A 16340-nucleotide genomic window follows, 5' to 3' on the forward strand; every position below is an offset into this window, starting at 1 on the left:
TCAGTTCATGCCTTCAATGACCGAAAGGTGATGGCCGGCCCGGCGGTCGAGCAGTTCCGCGACGATTTCGGAAATATGAGGCAGCCCCTCCAGCGTCAGATGCGCGTTGCTCTGCGATGGGCGGGGCCGGCCCGGCAAAACCTGCAGCGCATCGGCAAACCGTTGGGCATCCTCGGCCTCCTCGGGCAAAAGCATCTCGATGAGGCCGAGTTCGGCTGCGCGCCGTGCCCGGATCAGCTGTTCCTCGCGCGGCGTGACGCGCGGCACGATCAGCGCCGGCTTGTCGAAAGACAGTATCTCGCAATAGGTGTTGTAACCGCCCATCGCCACCACCGCCTTGGCGCCGGCAATCAGCTCTTCCATCCGGTTGTCGAATTCGATGATCTTGACATAGGGGATCTTGGCCCCCTTCCGGACCAGCTTGTTGCGCTTGCGCGCCGGCATGTAGGGCCCAAGCACGATCAGCGCCCGGTGCTGCAATCGCGGATCCTGCTGATAGGCCTCGATGACGTTGTGGATCAGGTCGGCGCCGTCACCGCCGCCACCGGTGGTAACCAGGATATAGTCGCCCTCGGGCCGGTGGCCGGGCAACTGGTTCTGCTGCAGGCTCCGTTGCAGGAAACCGACGAACTTCATCTTTGCCCTGACCGCCGGCGGCACCTCCAGGCCGGTCAGCGGATCGTAGAAATCCGGCGGGCCATAGACCCAGACCTTGTCGTAGAACAGGCCGATCTTGCGCATCACATCCCTGCGTGCCCACTCCGCTTCGAGCAAATGCGGCGCGTCCATCACCTCGCGCAGGCCAAGCACGAGCGTGGTGCCCCGCGTCTTGAGGTAGGACAGCGTATCCTCAATCTCTCCGCGCAGCCCCAGCGGTTCCTTGTCGACGATGAAGATATCCGGCCGGAAGCTCTCGGCCGTGTGGCGGATAATCGACTGCCGCATCCTTAGCGTCTCGTGCAGATCGATGTCCTTTTCCAGCGAGGTGTATTCGCCGTTTCGCAGCTTGATGACGCTGGGGATCTTCACGAAGTCGACGCGGGCGCGGTAGTCGAAGGCGCCGGCGATGGTGGCGCCCGAAATGATTAGCACCTGAAGTCCGCGGAAATCCCCGACCAGCGAATGCGCGATCGTTCGGCAGCGCTGCAGATGGCCGAGCCCGAACGTGTCGTGGCTGTACATGAGAATTCGTGCGTCTTTTGCGTGCTGTGTCATTGTGAACGTCTTTTAGAATTCTCGCCGGACCGTGGGCAACCCCGCAGGCTTCGAAACCATTCTCGCGGGTCTATCGACCTGTTTTGAAACATGGGGGCGAGAGGTACGCAACGGCATTCTTCACCAGGTCACGAATGCCAGGGGCGCTGATTGTGGCGCCATGCCTTGTCTTCGCCGACGATAGACGGCCCGAGCACAAATCTCTGTCATGAGGCTTGACCCCGTGGAATTAAATGCCCTGCGGCCTGAGGCAGGCAAAGCGCACATTGCGAAAAATCAAGGGCGACCAAGGCGAAACGAGGCTGCCGCACATTGTGAGGAGAACCCGCACCTTGGGAAAATGCTTCATAATCCATCGAAACACAACGGCCGCCAGAGGCCGCACGTTGCGGCCTTTTATCCTGCCATCAGCCTTGGCCTGTGGCAAGCGTCCGGTCCTTGCACCGTTGAAGCTGGTGCAATCTCGCGTCATGCCGGCTTCGTCCGTCATGTGGAGGATAGCTGCGGCCCCAATGAGATTCGTCAGCCAGGCGACCCATTCGCCAGTTCCGCCCAAAGCTTTGCGTGAACACGCCGGCCGGAACGGCGGCTAAGCCAGCCGCGCCCTTGTCGTCCTCGGCGTTGCCAGCAGCAGACTTGTCTCGCTGCCGGTTATCCCGGGGATGAGCCGTATCCGCCTAAGCACGGCGTCGAAATCGGTGAGCGATGCAGTGCCGAGTTCGACCACTAGGTCCCAGCGGCCATTGGTGGTGTGAATGGTCGAAACCTCGGCGAGGCCGCCGAGCGCCCGGACCACGCGATCCGCGGCATGGCCTTCGATCTCGATCATCATCACGCCGCGTATCCGCTGGTCGACCGCGTCGGCGCGCAGCACCACCGTGTAACCGATGATCTCGCCCGTTTTTTCCAGCCGCTCCATGCGCGCCCTGACCGTGGCGCGCGACACCCCGAGATCGACCGCGAGATCGGAGATGCTGCGCCGGGCATCATGCCTGAGCAGCGTGACCAGCCTTTCGTCGAGCAAGTCCATGATTCTATCCACTTTGACCAAGCTGACTTATCGGATTGATAAATCATTCTTCTCGAAATGCCAATTTCGCCTGTTCATTCTGCCGGGCCGGGATGGTTCATTCCACGCATCAATTGCCCAATCAATTTGCAAGGACACCAAAAACCATGCGCTGCAGGATCGTTGGCGCGCCGGTGCAGGACGGCGCCGGCAGGATGGGATGCGAGATGGGGCCAAGCGCGCTGCGCACGGCCGGGCTTGTCTCGGTGCTGTCGGAACTTGGCCACGAGGTCGAGGACTGGGGCGCGGTGCAACCGGCCGCCGTGCGCGCAATCGTCCACGGCAATCTCGCGCTGAAGGCCCTGCCGGAGATTTCCGCCTGGACGGCGGCAATTGCCGAGACCGCCTATGCGGCTTCGCGAGACGCCATGCCGATCTTCCTTGGCGGCGACCACGCGATATCGGCCGGCACGGTGTCGGGCATAGCCCGCCGCGCCGCCGAACGCGGCCGGCCGCTCTTCGTGCTGTGGCTCGACGCACATCCCGATTTCCACACGCTCGATACCACCGTCAGCGGCAATCTGCACGGCGTGCCGCTCGCCTATGCCAGCGGCCGGCCGGGCTTCAACGGTTATTTCCCGGACCTGCCTGTCGCCGTCGACCCTGCCCACATCTGCGTCATGGGCCTGCGCAGCGTCGATCCGGCGGAGCGCCGGGCGCTGAGCGAAGCGGGGGTTACCGTGCACGACATGCGCACCATTGACGAGCACGGCGTTGCACCTTTGCTGCGCGCCTTCCTGGCCATCGTCGAAAAGGAAAACGGCCTGCTGCATGTCAGCCTCGACGTCGACTTCCTCGACCCCTCCATCGCGCCGGCCGTCGGCACCACCGTGCCCGGCGGCGCCACCTTCCGCGAGGCGCATCTGGTGATGGAGATGCTGTCCGACAGCGGCCTGGTCTCCAGCCTCGATCTGGTCGAGCTCAACCCGTTCCTCGACGAGCGCGGCCGCACCGCCACGCTGATGGTCGACCTCGCCGCCAGCCTGATGGGCCGCCGGATCATGGACCGCCCGACCCGCAGCCATTCCGGAAGCATTGCATGACCCAGCCTTCCCGCCTTGCCATCGTCCCCTTCGTCAGCGTCGACCGCATGATGAAGCTGGTGCTGACCATCGGCGTCGAGCGGTTCCTCACCGAACTCGCCGCCTATATCGAGGAGGATTTTCGCCGCTGGGAGCTGTTCGACAAGACGCCGCGCATCGCCTCGCACAGCCATGACGGCGTCATCGAACTGATGCCGACCAGCGACGGCCGGCTATACGGCTTCAAATATGTCAACGGCCATCCCAAGAACATGCGCGAGGGGCGCCAGACCGTCACCGCCTTCGGCGTGCTCGCCGATGTCGGCTCCGGCTATCCGATGCTGCTCACCGAAATGACGATCCTGACGGCGCTGCGCACCGCGGCGACCTCCGCTGTCGCGGCCAAATATCTGGCGCCGAAAGGCGCGCGCTCGATGGCCATCATCGGCAATGGCGCCCAGTCCGAATTCCAGGCTGTCGCCTTCAAAGCGCTGCTCGGCATCGACCGGCTGCGGCTCTACGACATCGACCGCTCGGCTTCGGAAAAATGCGCCCGCAACCTCGCCGGCAAAGGCTTTGACATCACCATCTGCGCCACCGGCCAGGATGCTGTGGAAGGAGTCGACATCATCACCACGGTGACCGCCGACAAGCTGTCCGCCACCATTCTGACCGACAACATGGTCGGTTCCGGCGTGCACATCAACGCGGTCGGCGGCGACTGCCCCGGCAAGACGGAACTGCACCGCGACATCCTTTTGCGCTCCGACATCTTCGTCGAGTTCTCGCCGCAGACGCGCATCGAGGGGGAAATCCAGCAGCTCCACGCCGACCATCCGGTGACCGAGTTGTGGCAGGTGATGACCGGCAAGGCGGAAGGCCGCAAGACGGCGGAACAGATCACCTTGTTCGATTCCGTCGGCTTCGCCACCGAGGATTTTTCCGCACTGCGCTATATCAGAGACCAGCTTCAGGCCACCGGCCTCTACGAGGAGCTCGACCTGCTCGCCGATCCCGACGAGCCGCGCGACCTCTTCGGCATGCTGCTCAGGGCAGCGCTGCAGCCGGCAGCCGCCTGAGGGGCTTCAGCCGCGCAACGGCGCGCAGCTCTCCCGTTCGACGAGCACCGGGGTGAGCACTTCGCGGCGCGAATGCGCCGCCGGCTCGGCAACCCGCTCGAGCAGCAGGCTGACCGCCCGCGTGCCGATCTTCTCGACCGGCTGTGCGATCGTCGTCAGTGGCGGCCAGGTGGTGACGGCATAGGGTATGTCGTCGAAGCCGATCATCGACATGTCGCCGGGGACCCGCAATCCGCGCCCGCGCAGCACTGTCAGCGCGCCCATGGCCATCAGATCGTTACAGGCAAACAGCGCCGTGATCCCCGGCGCCTGCGCCATCAGCCGCTCCATCGCCATGCGGCCGCCGGCGAAGTGGTAGTCGGAATCCACCACCGAGGCCGGCGGCAGGTCGAGGCCGGCTTCCTGCAGCGCCCTGGCGAAGCCGCGCAGGCGGGCGGGGCTGGAGCTGGAATCGCGCGGGCCGCCGATGACGCCGATCTTCTCGTGACCGAGCCCGGCCAGATAGCGGCCGGCGAGATAGCCGCCATAATCGTGATCGACCAGCACGGAATCGACATTGACCGAATGGATCTCGCGGTCGATCAGCACCGCCGGGACGCCGGGCAGAAGGCTGGAGAACACCCGCGCATGATCGGACGAGCCGGCAAAGATCAGCCCGTCGATCTGCTTGGCCATCAGCACCTGGAGGTAGCGCTCCTCCTTCTCGGCGCTGCCGTCGGAGTTGCACAGGATCACCGTATAGCCGGCAAGGAAGCCGGCATCCTCGATCTGGCGTGCCACGCCGGCGAAGAACGGATTGGAATTGTCCGGCAGCAGCAGGCCGATGGTCTTGGTCTCGCCGCGCCTCAGGCTGCGCGCCAGCGTGTTCGGACTGTAGCGCAAGGCGGCGATGGCCGAATGCACGCGCTCGGCCGTCTCCGGCTCGACATGGCGCGTGCGGTTCATCACATGCGAGACGGTTGCGACCGACACTCCGGCATGGCGCGCGACATCGGCAATCGTCGTCATTTCTTGTCCCCTAGTGCATGTCGCCCGGAGTGTCCGGCGGATCTGGGAAAATGACATCCATAAAACAAAAACCAAAAAGCGCGACGCGCTTTATCGGATCACCCTCAACAGCTTTTCCCGATAGGCATCCAGAATGACGGCGAGCACAATGACAAGGCCTAGCACGATCGGCTTGAAATTGTCGCCGACGCCGAGCAGCTCGTAGCGACGCCGGCGACCGGGCCACCGATGTTGACGCAACAGATAGACCATGGCGACGATGCCGGCGCGTTCTCCCTTCCGCCGGAGCGCTGTATCCTTCTCAGGCTAGTGATTCCCGCAGACAGGAAACCTTCATGAACGGCCTGACGCCCATACTTTCCACCGTGACCGCCTCGTTCCTTGCCTCCTTCGTCGAAGTGGTCGAGGCCTTCACCATCGTGCTGGCGGTAGGCGTCACCCGCAGCTGGCGGCCAGCGCTGACAGGCGCGGCGCTGGCGCTGGCGGTGCTGGCGGCTCTGGTGCTGGCCTTCGGACCGCTGCTGGCGCTGATTCCCATTGCGGTGCTGCAGTTCGTCGTCGGCGTGCTCCTGGTCCTGTTTGGCATGCGCTGGTTGAGAAAGGCCATTTTGCGCAGTGTCGGCGTCATCGCCCTGCATGACGAGGACGCGGCCTTTTCAAAGGAAACCGCCGCTTTGCAGCAGCAGGCCAATGACCGCCGCGCCGATTATCTGGCCGGGCTCGCGGCCTTCAAGGCGGTGCTGCTCGAAGGTGTCGAGGTGGTGTTCATCGTCATTGCCGTCGGCGCCGCGCATGCACAGACCTTCTATGCCAGCCTTGGCGCGTTGGCAGCCTTCGTCCTGGTAACGATCATCGGCCTTGCGGTGCACAGGCCGCTGGCGCGGGTGCCGGAAAACGCGCTCAAATTCGCCGTCGGCCTGATGTTGACAAGCTTCGGCATTTTCTGGACCGGCGAAGGCCTGGGCACCGACTGGCCGGGCGCCGATCTGGCGCTGCTGGCCATCTTCGCAATCATCGCCGTCGCGTGCTTCGCCATGGTGCGCTGGTTGCGCGCCAGCTACCCCAGGCTGCACAAGGAGTTGCTCGATGAACGTCGTTCGCCTCATTCTAAAGGAGCTCGTCGGCATGTTCATCGACGACGGCAGCCTTGCGACGCTGGCGCTGCTGTTGATCGTAGCGATTGCCGCGGCAGTGAAGCTGCTGGCGTTGCCGCCGCTTGCCGGCGGCGTCCTGCTTCTGCCCGGCTGCCTCGTCATCCTGCTCTACAGCGTGCGCCGCGCGGCACGGCGCTCCGGTCAGTAGAGGGTGAAAAACACCGGCAGCATGCCGCTGATCCGCAACTGCTCAATCGTCTCGATGGCCGGGAACAGCGCCAGGAAATAGAGCCCGTCCGTGAATGTCCGCCGCAACGCCTTTGTCGAGAACCGGCGTTCGGCTTGATCGTGAAACAGCAGCGGGTTCGGCCAGAAAGGCGGCGTGCGTTCGGCATAGACGCTGTAGGCGGGGCCGAACTTTCCAAACAGGAACTCGGCTTCCTTGCGCACCGTCACCCGGAACACCAGGTAGCTCACCAGAGCCAGCGCCGCCGCCACCAGCACCGAGCCGTACATCAACCCGACGCCCGCCGCGCCGACCGTGGAAAAGAAGTAGAGCGGGTTCCGGCTCATCGAGAACGGGCCGATGGTGACCAGCTCGTCGTTCTTCCTTCCGCCGACATAGAGAATGCTCCACAGACGGCCAAGGAAGCAGACCAGCACGAAGCCGATGCCCAGCGCCTCAATGTATCCGTGCCCGTCCGAGCCTTCGACGAGAAAGGGCTTGGTGAACAGCAACAGCATGACGGCGAGGGCTGCCGCCACTTGTATGACGAGCAGGCGCTTGTGCTGGTCGAACGCCTTCGCTGCCGGCTTGGGGGGAGCGTAGCTCATCATAGTTCCTGCACTCCGGCAGGGCTCATAGCGCCGGTGTCTCGCCACTCACCAGCGAGACGGCGGCCGATTATCTGGCCGTCAATCTTGGCTTCGGACTGACCGTCACCTCGCTGATCATGACCGGCATCCTTGTCGTCGCGCTGGCGCTGCAATTCGCGCAGAGGCGTTATGTGCCATGGGCCTATTGGCTGGCGGTGGTGCTGATCAGCGTCGTCGGCACCTTGATCACCGACAATCTGGTCGACAATTTGGGCGTCCGTCTGCAAACCACCACGATTGCCTTCACGGTCTTGCTCGCCGCGACATTCGCGGTCTGGTACGCCAGCGAAAGAACGCTCTCCATCCATACGATCGTCACCACCAGGCGCGAGATCTTCTACTGGCTGGCTATCCTGTTCACCTTTTCGCTCGGCACCGCGGCCGGCGACCTTGTCGCCGAGACGTTCGACATTGGCTATCTCACGACTGGCTTCTTGTTCGGCGCGGTCATCGTCTTCATCGCCCTCGGCTATTTCGCCTTCGGCCTCGACGCCATCCTCGCCTTCTGGCTGTCCTACATCCTGACGCGGCCGCTTGGCGCCTCGTTCGGCGACCTGCTGTCGCAGCCGGTCGAATATGGCGGCCTCGGCTTCGGCACCACCTTCACCAGCATGATCTTCCTGGGCTGCATCGTCGCCCTCGTTCTCTATATGAGTCTGAAGAAGGGCACCGGCGAGGCCGACAAAATCCTGCTTGAATCGGAGTAGATGCAAGCACCTGCACGCCCGCCTGACGCGACGAGAACGCGCCAAAACGTCAATGGATCCCTGCCGTGGGTCGCCCTGGGCAGCTATCGCGCTCACCTCATGGACGGAAGAATGAACTCCAGGAAATCCGGTTATAGCGGCCTCCAAATTAGCCTGCATTGGATGATAGCGGCGCTTGTCCTGTTCCAGCTCCTGTTCGGCGAAAACATGACAATCTATGTCGATGCGGCAGCGGACAGACGCCAACTGTCGTCCTACGGGCAGACCATGGGGTCCGCCCATTACTGGGTCGGCCTGGCGATCCTGTTGCTGGTGTTCGTGCGACTGGCCGTCCGCCTCTTCATCGGTGCGCCCAAGCCGCAATCCACAATGCCGAAATGGATGGCTTTCGCCTCACGCACAACGCATGCGCTGTTCTATGGCCTTCTCGTTGCCGCTCCTGTTTCCGGGCTTCTGGCCTTTTATGTTTGGAGCTGGATGGGCGATGTCCATACTTGGGCAAAGCCGGTATTCATCGTTCTGATCTGCATTCATGCCGGTGCGGCACTCTTCCATCATTTTATTCTGAAAGACGCCGTGCTGCGCAGGATGCTTGTCCCTGCGCGCGATCCGGTCGGATGACACTTATGGACATGTGCAACGACCAAGAGCGACCAGGCGCCGGCGGATATTCTAGGAACGGACCGCCGCCGGTGCTAGCATGCCGCTCTGGCAAAGCCTCGGCAACAGACCGGAACAGAGATGCGACTTCTCTTTGTTGAGGATGACCCCAGGACCGCAGACTATGTCGTCAAGGGCCTGAGCGAAGCCGGGCATGTCTGCGATCTGTTGCGCGACGGGCATGACGCGCTGTTTGCCGCGACACGCGACGCCTATGACGTGATCGTCGTCGACCGCATGCTGCCCGGCCTCGACGGCCTGTCGATGATCAAGGCGGTGCGGGCGGCGGGCGTGCGCACGCCGGCGATCTTTCTGACCTCGGTCGGCGGCGTCGACGACAGGGTTGAAGGGCTCGAGGCCGGCGGCGACGACTATCTCGTCAAGCCATTCGCCTTTTCCGAACTGCTCGCCCGCATCAACGCGCTCGGCCGTCGCCCTGCGGTGCAGGAGCTGAAGACGACGCTGCGCATCGCAGACCTCGAAATGGACCTGATCCAGCGCCGCGTCACCAGGCAGGGCCAGGCGATCGACCTGCAGCCGCGCGAATTCAGCCTGCTCGAAGTGCTGATGCGCGGCGAGGGCCGCGTCATCACCCGCACCATGCTTCTGGAACGGGTCTGGGATTTTCACTTCGACCCCAAGACCAGCGTCGTCGAAACCCATATCAGCCGGCTGCGCGCCAAGATCGACAGGCCGTTCGAAACCACGTTGATCCACACCGTGCGCAACACTGGCTACAGTGTTCACGACTGAGGCGCGGCATGACAGAAACTTGCTATGACTGAGACAGGCTCTCGCCTGCTGCGCAGCACGCCGTTTCGGCTGGCCCTGACCTTCGCCTTGCTGTTCGTGCTCGCCTTCATCCTGTCAGGCGCCATCGTCTACCAGCTGATGAGCGCGGATCTTGCCGAGCAGCTCGACCAGTCGGTCAAGGAGACCTATTCGGTCGTGGCGGTGACCTATGCCGGAAACGACCGGGAGGATCTGGTTTCGGCAGTCGACAGCCACGCCGCGCTCAGCCCGAGCAAGGAACAGCTGTTCTCGCTCACCGATCCCGCCGGCAATCGCCTGGCCGGGAATTTCACCGCCGCCGACCTTCCCGATGGCTTTTCGGATTTTGCCGCTTCCCTGCCAGGCGTTGCGCCGGACACTATGTACCGCGCCTGGACCGGTTCGGTCGGGCCCAACAGCCTGACAATCGCCTTCTCGCTTTCCGAAACCGAGGAGCTGGAACGCATCGTTTTGATGAGCTTCGGCTGGGCCACCCTGATCATTTCAGGGCTGGCGGTGGCTGGCGGCGCCTTGCTGGCGTCGCGTGTGCAGCGTCGCCTCGACGGCATTGCCACCACCATGGACGATGTCTCCAACGGCCGGCTCGACGCCCGCATTCCACTGCTCGGCAATGGCGACGACATTGACGGCGTCTCGCGCCAGGTCAACGCCGCGCTGGAGCGGCTGGCGGCGCTGGTGGACGGCATGCGCCAGGTCAGCGCCGACATCGCGCATGATCTGAAGACGCCGCTCAACCGGCTGCAGATGATTTTGGAAGCTGCGGCCGACAGGACCGCGCGGGGTGAGGCCGTTGCCGATGAGCTGGCGGAGGCACGTGGGGAAAGCCTGCAGATCAACGATACTTTCGATGCGCTGTTGCGTATTGCCCAGATCGAGGCCGGCGCCCGCAAGGCGCGCTTTGTCGATCTCGACCTCACCGGCGTCATCGATGCCATTGCCGAAATCTACGCCGGTGTCGCCGAGGATGACGGCAAGTCGCTGTCGGCCACGATCGTCCACGGCACGCCATGCCTGGTCCACGGCGACCGCGACCTGCTGACGCAATTGTTTGCCAATCTGGTTGAGAACGCGCTGCGGCATTGCCCCGATGGCACGGCAATCCTTCTATCGGTGCGGCGGCAAGGCGACCGCATTCTGGCTGAGGTCGCCGACAATGGCCCCGGCATCCCGGCGCAGGAGCGCGAAAAAGTGTTCCAGCGGCTCTACCGGCTCGACTCCAGCCGCACCACGCCCGGCAGCGGCCTTGGCCTCAGCCTGGTGCGGGCAATCGCCGACCTGCATGGTGCAACGATTGCGCTGGAGGATCGCCGGCCTGGGCTGGCGGTAATTGTCGGGTTTCCTCGGGCGGAGGGCACCGGTCCCGGCTTGAAATGACAACGCCAGAGCCAGGTCGACCCCACTCCGTCGAGCGAAGCAGCGACGGAGTGGGGGAAGGCGCTCATGAAACGCGAAGTCGCTGACAATTCTCCAAGTTGATGATCGCAGTCGACAAAGGTGGTCGCGATTAGCCTTGCACATGTTTCCACCCGAACGGCTGCGGGTTGATCAAGACGACCGTTGAACCTACCGGCCCACCGCACCCCGGCGAAAATCCGAGGGCGACATCCCCGCCAGCTTGCGGAAGGATTTGTTGAAGGCGCTGAGCGAGCCGAAGCCTGAATCCATGGCGACGCGCAGCACATTGGCGTCTTCATGCATCAAAAGCGCCTGCGCATAGCTCAGCCGCAGCAGGTTCATATATTCGTTGAGCGTCATGCCGGTCGACTTCTTGAAAATGCTCATGGCGTATTTGGGATGGATGTCGGCCGCCGCCGCGATGTCGACGCAGTCTATGTCGTAGAGGAAATTCTCGGCGATGAAGTCGCACATGCGACCGACATTGCGCAGCGATTGCTGGTCGAACGGGCCGCCGGGTTCCTGGCCGATGGCGGTTTCCGGCACCAGCCGGTAGGGCTCGAAGCGCACCCGCTCCAACCGCAGCAGCAGCTCGTTCACGGCGTGCTCGGTTATCGCCGGATCGCCCGAGCGGAAATAGCGGTTCCAGCGTTCGAAATTGTGATGATCGGCCTGGTCGGTCGCCGATGTCACCAGCGTGGCGCCCGTCATCAGCCGGTGGCGGACATCCGTCGGCAGGTGCAGGCGGAAGAAATGCACCAGCGGCAGATGCGCGCCGGCATAGATGGCGTCGTCGGAGAGATCGTCCATCTGGTGCGGCAGCCCGCCCCAGAACAGGCACATGTCGCCCGCCGTGAGCGCGATCTCGTGCTCGTTCATGCGGTAGTGCACGCTGCCGCGGACGATGAAATTGACCTCGACCTGGGCATGCCAATGCGGCTTCAGCATCACCAGCGGATGGTTGTGAAACATCTGCAAAGCCATCGGCAGGCCTTCGACGCTGCTGGCGCCAGGCTGGTAAAACGGCCGTTCCGGCATCTTACTTTCCGCCCATCTTTTATTCCCGTTGTCAGGGACAAGCCTTCCGCGCCGCCTAGTCTAGCCATGCTCGCGAAGAGAGAGCAAATGAAATGGGAGGATTTCAATGCGCACGACACTGATCTGTGCCGCGCTGGCGCTTGGCCTGGGCTCAGCCCCGGCTTTGGCGCAGTCCGGCGAAATTACGATCTGGAGCTGGAATATCGCCGCTTCGTCGCTGAAGGCTACGGTGGCCGGCTTCAACAAACAGTATCCCGACGTCAAGGTCACCGTTCAGGATCTCGGCAACCAGCCGACCTATGACAAGTCGATCGCCGGCTGTGCGGCCGGCGGCGTCGGCCTGCCCGATATCGTCTCGATCGAAAACGGCGAGGCCGAGAACTACTGGAGCCAGTTCCCCGATTGCTTCGTCGATTTGCACACGCTGGGCTACACCGCCGACGACCAGAAGAAATTCCCGGACTTCAAGCGCACCGAACTGGAGGTCGGCGACAAGGCCTATGCCATGCCGTGGGATTCCGGCCCGGTAGCCGCCTTCTACCGCCGCGACTTCTACGAGAAGGCCGGCGTCGATCCGGCCTCGATCAAGACCTGGGACGATTTCATCGCCGCCGGCAAGAAGGTCCAGGCCGCCAATCCCGGCGTCACCATGACCAATGCCGATTTCAACGGCGACACCGAATTCTTCCGCATGATTTCCAACGAACAGGGCTGCGGCTATTTCGCCGCCGATGGGCAGTCGATCACCGTCAACCAGCCGAAATGCGTCGACACGCTGGCCAAGATCAAGGACATGAAGGACGCCGGCATCATCTCGTCGGCCGACTGGGGCACCAAGATCACCAACAACACCGCCGGCACCGTCGCCACCCAGGTCTATGGCGGCTGGTATGAGGGCACCATCCGCACCGAATCCGCCGGCGAAAACGGCAAATGGGGTGTCTATCTGATGCCGAGCCTGACCGCCGACGGCCCGCGCGCCGCCAATCTCGGAGGCTCGTCGCTCGCCATCACCTCAGCCTCGAAGAACAAGGAGGCCGCCTACGCCTATCTGAAATACACGCTCGAGACCAATGAAGGCCAGATCACCATGCTCAGGGATTTCGGCCTGGTGCCGTCACTGATCTCGGCCCTCGACGACCCCTACGTCTCGCAGGGCCTGCCCTATTGGGGCGGCCAGGCAGTGTGGAAGGACATTCTCGCCACGCTGCCCAAGGTGGTGCCGAGCCGCGGCACGCCGTTCCAGAGCGACGCCGAAATCATCATGCGCGCCGTGCAGACCAAATATCTCGGCGGCGGCTATCCCGATGCCAAGGCCGCCCTCGACGACGCCGCCAGCCAGATCGCTTCGGCGACGGGACTGCCGATCAAGTGACCAAGGCGGTGATGCTGGCGGGCCAGATATAGGGCAATTTGCCGGACTGTTGGCGCTGCCCCTCACCTGCCTGCCGGCATCCTCTCCCCGTATAGTGGCGGGGAAAGGGACGCTCTCGCCCAACAGTTCGCCAATTGCCGGCGGCGTCCGCCGGCTAACAACACGCCGGATATCAACCGGGAAAGAGGAAGGAGGAGGAAACCATGCGCTACCAGAACGCCACGGCCTATCGCTTCCTTACGCCCTACCTTCTGATCTTTGCCATCTTCTGGGTGTGGCCGATCATCTCCTCGTTCATGATTTCCTTCCAGGCGACGCGCACGGTGCCCTGGCGCTTTGCGCCGACGTTCAACTGGGGCCGCCTGATCGGCGACCCCGCTTTCTTCAACGCGCTGAAGAACACGCTGCTCATCCTCGTCATCCAGGTGCCGGTGATGATCTCGCTGGCGATCATCATGGCGGTGCTGCTGAACTCGCCGCTGCTGAAAGCACGTGGCCTCTACCGCTTTGCCTTCTTCGCTCCGGTGGTGGTCGGCGAGGTCGCCTATTCCGCCGTGTTCCGGCTGATGTTCAACCTGGATTTCGGCATCATCAACAAGCTCCTCGCCGGCGTCGGCCTGGCCAAGATCGACTGGTTCTCCAACGTCACACCGGCCATGGCGCTGATCATGATCGCGGTAACCTGGCGCTGGGCCGGCTACAACGCCATCATCCTGCTCGCCGGCCTGCAGTCGATCCCCGAGGACGTCTATGAAGCAGCGACGCTCGACCGCGTCAGCAAGCTCAAGCAGTTCTTCTACATAACGCTGCCGCTGCTCAAGCCGGTCATCGTGTTTTGCGCCGTGCTGTCGATCATCGGCACGATGCAGCTGTTCACCGAGCCGTTCCTGATCACGGAGCGCGGCGGCCCCGGCGGCGGCACCGAGACGCTTGGCCTGCTGCTCTACCGCCAGGGTTTTCGCTCGCTCAATTTCGGCTACGCCTCGGCCGTCGCCTACACCATGGCGGGGCTGGCAATCGCCATCACGCTGGTGCAGCTGTGGCTGACACGAGAGCCGAAATGAGAGGGGAGCCGAAATGAGTTCGCTGTCGCAACGCCGGCTCGGCCGCAGCGTCCTGCTGCATCTGGTCCTGACACCGCTGGCGGTGATCTGGCTGTTTCCGCTGTGGATGATGGTGGTGTTTTCGACCATGCCCGACAACGGCATTTTCAGCCCCGGCATCGAGCTTCTGCCGCACGGCAATTTCGTCGACAATTTCAACAACCTGCAGCGCGACACCAATTTCGTCGGCGCTATCGGTATTTCGGTGGCGGTGGCGGTGACCTACACCTTCTTCTCGGTGCTGCTGACCTCGATGGCCGGCTGGGCGCTCGCCCGCTATCAGTTCTTCGGCAAGGGCGCGGTGGTGGCGATCATCCTCGGCACCATCACGCTGCCCTATGCGGTGGTGCTGATCCCGCAATTCATCATGGTGGCGCGCGACTTCCAGCTCGCCAACACCTGGATTGCGCTGATCGTGCCACCCTTGTTCAATTCGCTGGGCGTGCTGTTCATGCGCCAGGCTTTCTCGATGATGCCGGCCGACCTTTTCGACGCGGCACGTGTCGAGGGCGTCAAGGAATGGCGTATCTTCCTGTTCGTCGCTTTGCCGCTGGCGCGGCCGATGCTGGCGGCGCTCGCCATCATCCTGTTCCTCGCCTCGTGGAACAATTATCTCTGGCCGCTTTTGATCAACAGCCAGCCCGGCGCGATGACGGCCCCTGTGGCGCTCGGCACGCTGATCGGCCTGACCAAGGTCTCATGGGGCGGCATCATGGCCGGCGCCGTCATGCTGACCGTACCGATGCTGGTCGTCTTCGTGCTGCTGCAGCGCCATTTCATCGCCGGCATCGCCGCCGGTGCCGTCAAGTAGGGACAACAGCGATATGGCGGCAGTCACCCTCACCAATGTCGTAAAACGCTTCGGCGTCTATGAGATCATCCATGGCGCCAACATCGATATCGCCGATGGCGAGTTCGTCGTCTTTGTCGGCCCGTCGGGTTGTGGAAAATCGACGCTGCTCAGGATGATCGCCGGGCTGGAGGATATCAGCGGCGGCGAGATCGCCATTGGCGGCAAGGTGATGAACGATGTCGAGCCGGCCGAGCGCGGCATCGCCATGGTGTTCCAGTCCTACGCGCTCTACCCGCACATGAGCGTGGAGCAGAATCTGAGCTTTGGTCTCAGGATGACCGGCAACCCCAAGGAGGACACCGAGCGGCGGGTGAAGCGGGCCTCCGAAATCCTGCGCATCACAGAGTTGATGGCGCGGCGGCCGAGGCAATTGTCCGGCGGCCAGCGCCAACGCGTCGCCATTGGCCGCGCCATCGTGCGCGAACCGCAAGTCTTCCTGTTCGACGAGCCGTTGAGCAATCTCGACGCCGAGCTGCGCGTCCAGATGCGGGTCGAGATCTCGCGCCTGCACAAGGAACTCGGCACAACGATGATCTATGTCACCCACGACCAGACCGAGGCGATGACGCTGGCCGACCGGATCGTCGTGCTGCGCGGTGGCCATGTCGAGCAGATCGGCAGGCCGCTCGATCTCTACGACAATCCCGACAACCAGTTCGTCGCCGGCTTTGTAGGCTCGCCGAAGATGAATTTCATCAAGGGCCGCGTCGTCGGGCGCAACATGAGCAGCGTCACCGTCGAGCTGGTGGGCGAGGAAATGACCCGCATTATGCAACCGTTGACCGGCGCCGTGCCGCAAACAGGAGCCAAGGTCATTGTCGGCGTGCGGCCCGAACATTTCGGCAATGGCGGCGAAGGCGACGCCGACCTCACCGTCGGCATCGACGTGGTCGAGCATCTCGGCGGCACCAGCTTCATCTATGCCAGGACCGCCCATGGCGAAGACCTGGTGATCCAGCGCGACGCGGCAAAGGTCCCCGACACCCAGGCGATCACCGTGTCCATCCGCAAATCCTATCTGTTCGATGAAAACGGCCAGCGGCTGCGCTGACCT

16 protein-coding genes and 3 pseudogenes are annotated in these 16340 nt (G+C 63.2%); 12 read left to right on the forward strand and 7 right to left on the reverse strand.

Annotated elements, in window-relative coordinates; genetic code table 11:
* From NLY36_RS15140 to NLY36_RS15150, 3 genes are all read right to left on the reverse strand, one after another.
* Nucleotides 1-1215 (reverse strand): glycosyltransferase family protein, encoded by a 1215-nt coding sequence (locus NLY36_RS15140; protein ID WP_023672150.1) that lies wholly within the window; start codon nt 1213-1215, stop codon nt 1-3.
* 229 nt (nt 1216-1444) lie between these two features.
* The gene (locus NLY36_RS15145) at nt 1445-1705 is read right to left on the reverse strand and encodes a hypothetical protein (protein WP_023672151.1); all 261 of its coding nucleotides are present in this window, start codon (nt 1703-1705) and stop codon (nt 1445-1447) included.
* Nucleotides 1706-1804: 99 nt separating this feature from the next.
* Nucleotides 1805-2245, reverse strand: coding sequence for an Lrp/AsnC family transcriptional regulator (locus NLY36_RS15150; RefSeq protein ID WP_023685065.1), 441 nt, complete (start codon nt 2243-2245; stop codon nt 1805-1807).
* A 146-nt stretch (nt 2246-2391) separates the two neighbouring features.
* Here NLY36_RS15150 and rocF point away from each other — a divergent pair, with 146 nt between their 5' ends.
* Nucleotides 2392-3327 carry an arginase gene (gene rocF, locus NLY36_RS15155; RefSeq protein WP_023692900.1) on the forward strand — a complete coding sequence of 312 codons (936 nt, stop codon included), beginning with the start codon at nt 2392-2394 and terminating at the stop codon, nt 3325-3327.
* Entirely contained in the window at nt 3324-4385 is a 1062-nt protein-coding gene (gene ocd / locus NLY36_RS15160) for an ornithine cyclodeaminase (protein ID WP_023692901.1), read from the forward strand. Before rocF ends, ocd begins: the two co-directional genes overlap by 4 nt.
* A gap of 6 nt (nt 4386-4391) precedes the next feature.
* Here the strand turns inward: ocd and NLY36_RS15165 are convergent, their stop codons facing one another.
* Together NLY36_RS15165 and NLY36_RS31735 are read right to left on the reverse strand one after the other, a co-directional pair.
* Nucleotides 4392-5393, reverse strand: coding sequence for a LacI family DNA-binding transcriptional regulator (locus NLY36_RS15165; protein WP_023692902.1), 1002 nt, complete (start codon nt 5391-5393; stop codon nt 4392-4394).
* A gap of 90 nt (nt 5394-5483) precedes the next feature.
* Nucleotides 5484-5669: pseudogene (locus NLY36_RS31735) on the reverse strand (ABC transporter permease); the annotation flags it as partial.
* 59 nt (nt 5670-5728) lie between these two features.
* On the opposite strand from NLY36_RS31735, the pseudogene NLY36_RS15175 reads away from it, so the two are divergent.
* Both NLY36_RS15175 and NLY36_RS15180 read left to right on the forward strand, forming a co-directional pair.
* Nucleotides 5729-6451 (forward strand): annotated as a pseudogene (locus tag NLY36_RS15175) (COG4280 domain-containing protein); the annotation flags it as partial.
* Between the two features lie 28 nt (nt 6452-6479).
* Nucleotides 6480-6695: a hypothetical protein gene (locus NLY36_RS15180; RefSeq protein ID WP_023672157.1), complete on the forward strand. Its 216-nt coding sequence runs from the start codon at nt 6480-6482 to the stop codon at nt 6693-6695.
* Here the strand turns inward: NLY36_RS15180 and NLY36_RS15185 are convergent.
* Nucleotides 6689-7321 (reverse strand): methyltransferase family protein, encoded by a 633-nt coding sequence (locus NLY36_RS15185; RefSeq protein ID WP_023687613.1) that lies wholly within the window; start codon nt 7319-7321, stop codon nt 6689-6691. The genes NLY36_RS15180 and NLY36_RS15185 overlap by 7 nt on opposite strands.
* A gap of 56 nt (nt 7322-7377) precedes the next feature.
* On the opposite strand from NLY36_RS15185, the pseudogene NLY36_RS15190 reads away from it, so the two are divergent.
* The 4 genes and pseudogenes from NLY36_RS15190 to NLY36_RS15205 all read left to right on the forward strand — a co-directional run.
* Nucleotides 7378-8070 (forward strand): annotated as a pseudogene (locus NLY36_RS15190) (COG4705 family protein); the annotation flags it as partial.
* Nucleotides 8071-8691: a cytochrome b gene (locus NLY36_RS15195; protein ID WP_245260308.1), complete on the forward strand. Its 621-nt coding sequence runs from the start codon at nt 8071-8073 to the stop codon at nt 8689-8691.
* Nucleotides 8692-8811: 120 nt separating this feature from the next.
* On the forward strand, nt 8812-9483 hold the full coding sequence (locus NLY36_RS15200) for a winged helix-turn-helix domain-containing protein (protein WP_023736721.1): 672 nt from the start codon (nt 8812-8814) through the stop codon (nt 9481-9483).
* Nucleotides 9484-9507: 24 nt separating this feature from the next.
* Nucleotides 9508-10896, forward strand: coding sequence for a HAMP domain-containing sensor histidine kinase (locus NLY36_RS15205; RefSeq protein ID WP_023736720.1), 1389 nt, complete (start codon nt 9508-9510; stop codon nt 10894-10896).
* 189 nt (nt 10897-11085) lie between these two features.
* Here NLY36_RS15205 and NLY36_RS15210 read toward each other — a convergent pair whose 3' ends face one another.
* Nucleotides 11086-11955 (reverse strand): helix-turn-helix domain-containing protein, encoded by an 870-nt coding sequence (locus tag NLY36_RS15210; RefSeq protein WP_023706782.1) that lies wholly within the window; start codon nt 11953-11955, stop codon nt 11086-11088.
* 106 nt (nt 11956-12061) lie between these two features.
* Between NLY36_RS15210 and NLY36_RS15215 the strand changes: the two genes are divergently transcribed.
* The 4 genes from NLY36_RS15215 to NLY36_RS15230 all read left to right on the forward strand — a co-directional run bounded on the left by NLY36_RS15215 (nt 12062) and on the right by NLY36_RS15230 (nt 16337).
* A complete protein-coding gene (locus NLY36_RS15215) occupies nt 12062-13330 on the forward strand; it encodes an ABC transporter substrate-binding protein (protein ID WP_023726709.1) in 1269 nt (422 codons plus the stop codon).
* 203 nt (nt 13331-13533) lie between these two features.
* Complete coding sequence (locus NLY36_RS15220) at nt 13534-14394, forward strand: carbohydrate ABC transporter permease (RefSeq protein ID WP_023672163.1); 861 nt, start codon at nt 13534-13536, stop codon at nt 14392-14394.
* A 13-nt stretch (nt 14395-14407) separates the two neighbouring features.
* Nucleotides 14408-15244 (forward strand): carbohydrate ABC transporter permease, encoded by an 837-nt coding sequence (locus NLY36_RS15225; protein WP_023672164.1) that lies wholly within the window; start codon nt 14408-14410, stop codon nt 15242-15244.
* 13 nt (nt 15245-15257) lie between these two features.
* Nucleotides 15258-16337, forward strand: coding sequence for an ABC transporter ATP-binding protein (locus NLY36_RS15230; RefSeq protein WP_023685054.1), 1080 nt, complete (start codon nt 15258-15260; stop codon nt 16335-16337).
* The last annotated feature ends 3 nt before the right edge of the window (nt 16338-16340 follow it).

It is taken from the genome of Mesorhizobium sp. C399B, assembly GCF_030323185.1.
In the GTDB taxonomy this organism is placed as follows: domain Bacteria; phylum Pseudomonadota; class Alphaproteobacteria; order Rhizobiales; family Rhizobiaceae; genus Mesorhizobium.

Coding starts and splice junctions, on each gene's coding strand:
- NLY36_RS15140 (WP_023672150.1), bottom strand. CDS start 1,215: ATGACACAGCACGCAAAAGACGCACGAATTCTCATGTACAGCCACGAC.
- NLY36_RS15145 (WP_023672151.1), bottom strand. CDS start 1,705: ATGACGGACGAAGCCGGCATGACGCGAGATTGCACCAGCTTCAACGGT.
- NLY36_RS15150 (WP_023685065.1), bottom strand. CDS start 2,245: ATGGACTTGCTCGACGAAAGGCTGGTCACGCTGCTCAGGCATGATGCC.
- rocF (WP_023692900.1), top strand. CDS start 2,392: ATGCGCTGCAGGATCGTTGGCGCGCCGGTGCAGGACGGCGCCGGCAGG.
- ocd (WP_023692901.1), top strand. CDS start 3,324: ATGACCCAGCCTTCCCGCCTTGCCATCGTCCCCTTCGTCAGCGTCGAC.
- NLY36_RS15165 (WP_023692902.1), bottom strand. CDS start 5,393: ATGACGACGATTGCCGATGTCGCGCGCCATGCCGGAGTGTCGGTCGCA.
- NLY36_RS15180 (WP_023672157.1), top strand. CDS start 6,480: ATGAACGTCGTTCGCCTCATTCTAAAGGAGCTCGTCGGCATGTTCATC.
- NLY36_RS15185 (WP_023687613.1), bottom strand. CDS start 7,321: ATGAGCTACGCTCCCCCCAAGCCGGCAGCGAAGGCGTTCGACCAGCAC.
- NLY36_RS15195 (WP_245260308.1), top strand. CDS start 8,071: ATGCAAGCACCTGCACGCCCGCCTGACGCGACGAGAACGCGCCAAAAC.
- NLY36_RS15200 (WP_023736721.1), top strand. CDS start 8,812: ATGCGACTTCTCTTTGTTGAGGATGACCCCAGGACCGCAGACTATGTC.
- NLY36_RS15205 (WP_023736720.1), top strand. CDS start 9,508: ATGACTGAGACAGGCTCTCGCCTGCTGCGCAGCACGCCGTTTCGGCTG.
- NLY36_RS15210 (WP_023706782.1), bottom strand. CDS start 11,955: ATGCCGGAACGGCCGTTTTACCAGCCTGGCGCCAGCAGCGTCGAAGGC.
- NLY36_RS15215 (WP_023726709.1), top strand. CDS start 12,062: ATGCGCACGACACTGATCTGTGCCGCGCTGGCGCTTGGCCTGGGCTCA.
- NLY36_RS15220 (WP_023672163.1), top strand. CDS start 13,534: ATGCGCTACCAGAACGCCACGGCCTATCGCTTCCTTACGCCCTACCTT.
- NLY36_RS15225 (WP_023672164.1), top strand. CDS start 14,408: ATGAGTTCGCTGTCGCAACGCCGGCTCGGCCGCAGCGTCCTGCTGCAT.
- NLY36_RS15230 (WP_023685054.1), top strand. CDS start 15,258: ATGGCGGCAGTCACCCTCACCAATGTCGTAAAACGCTTCGGCGTCTAT.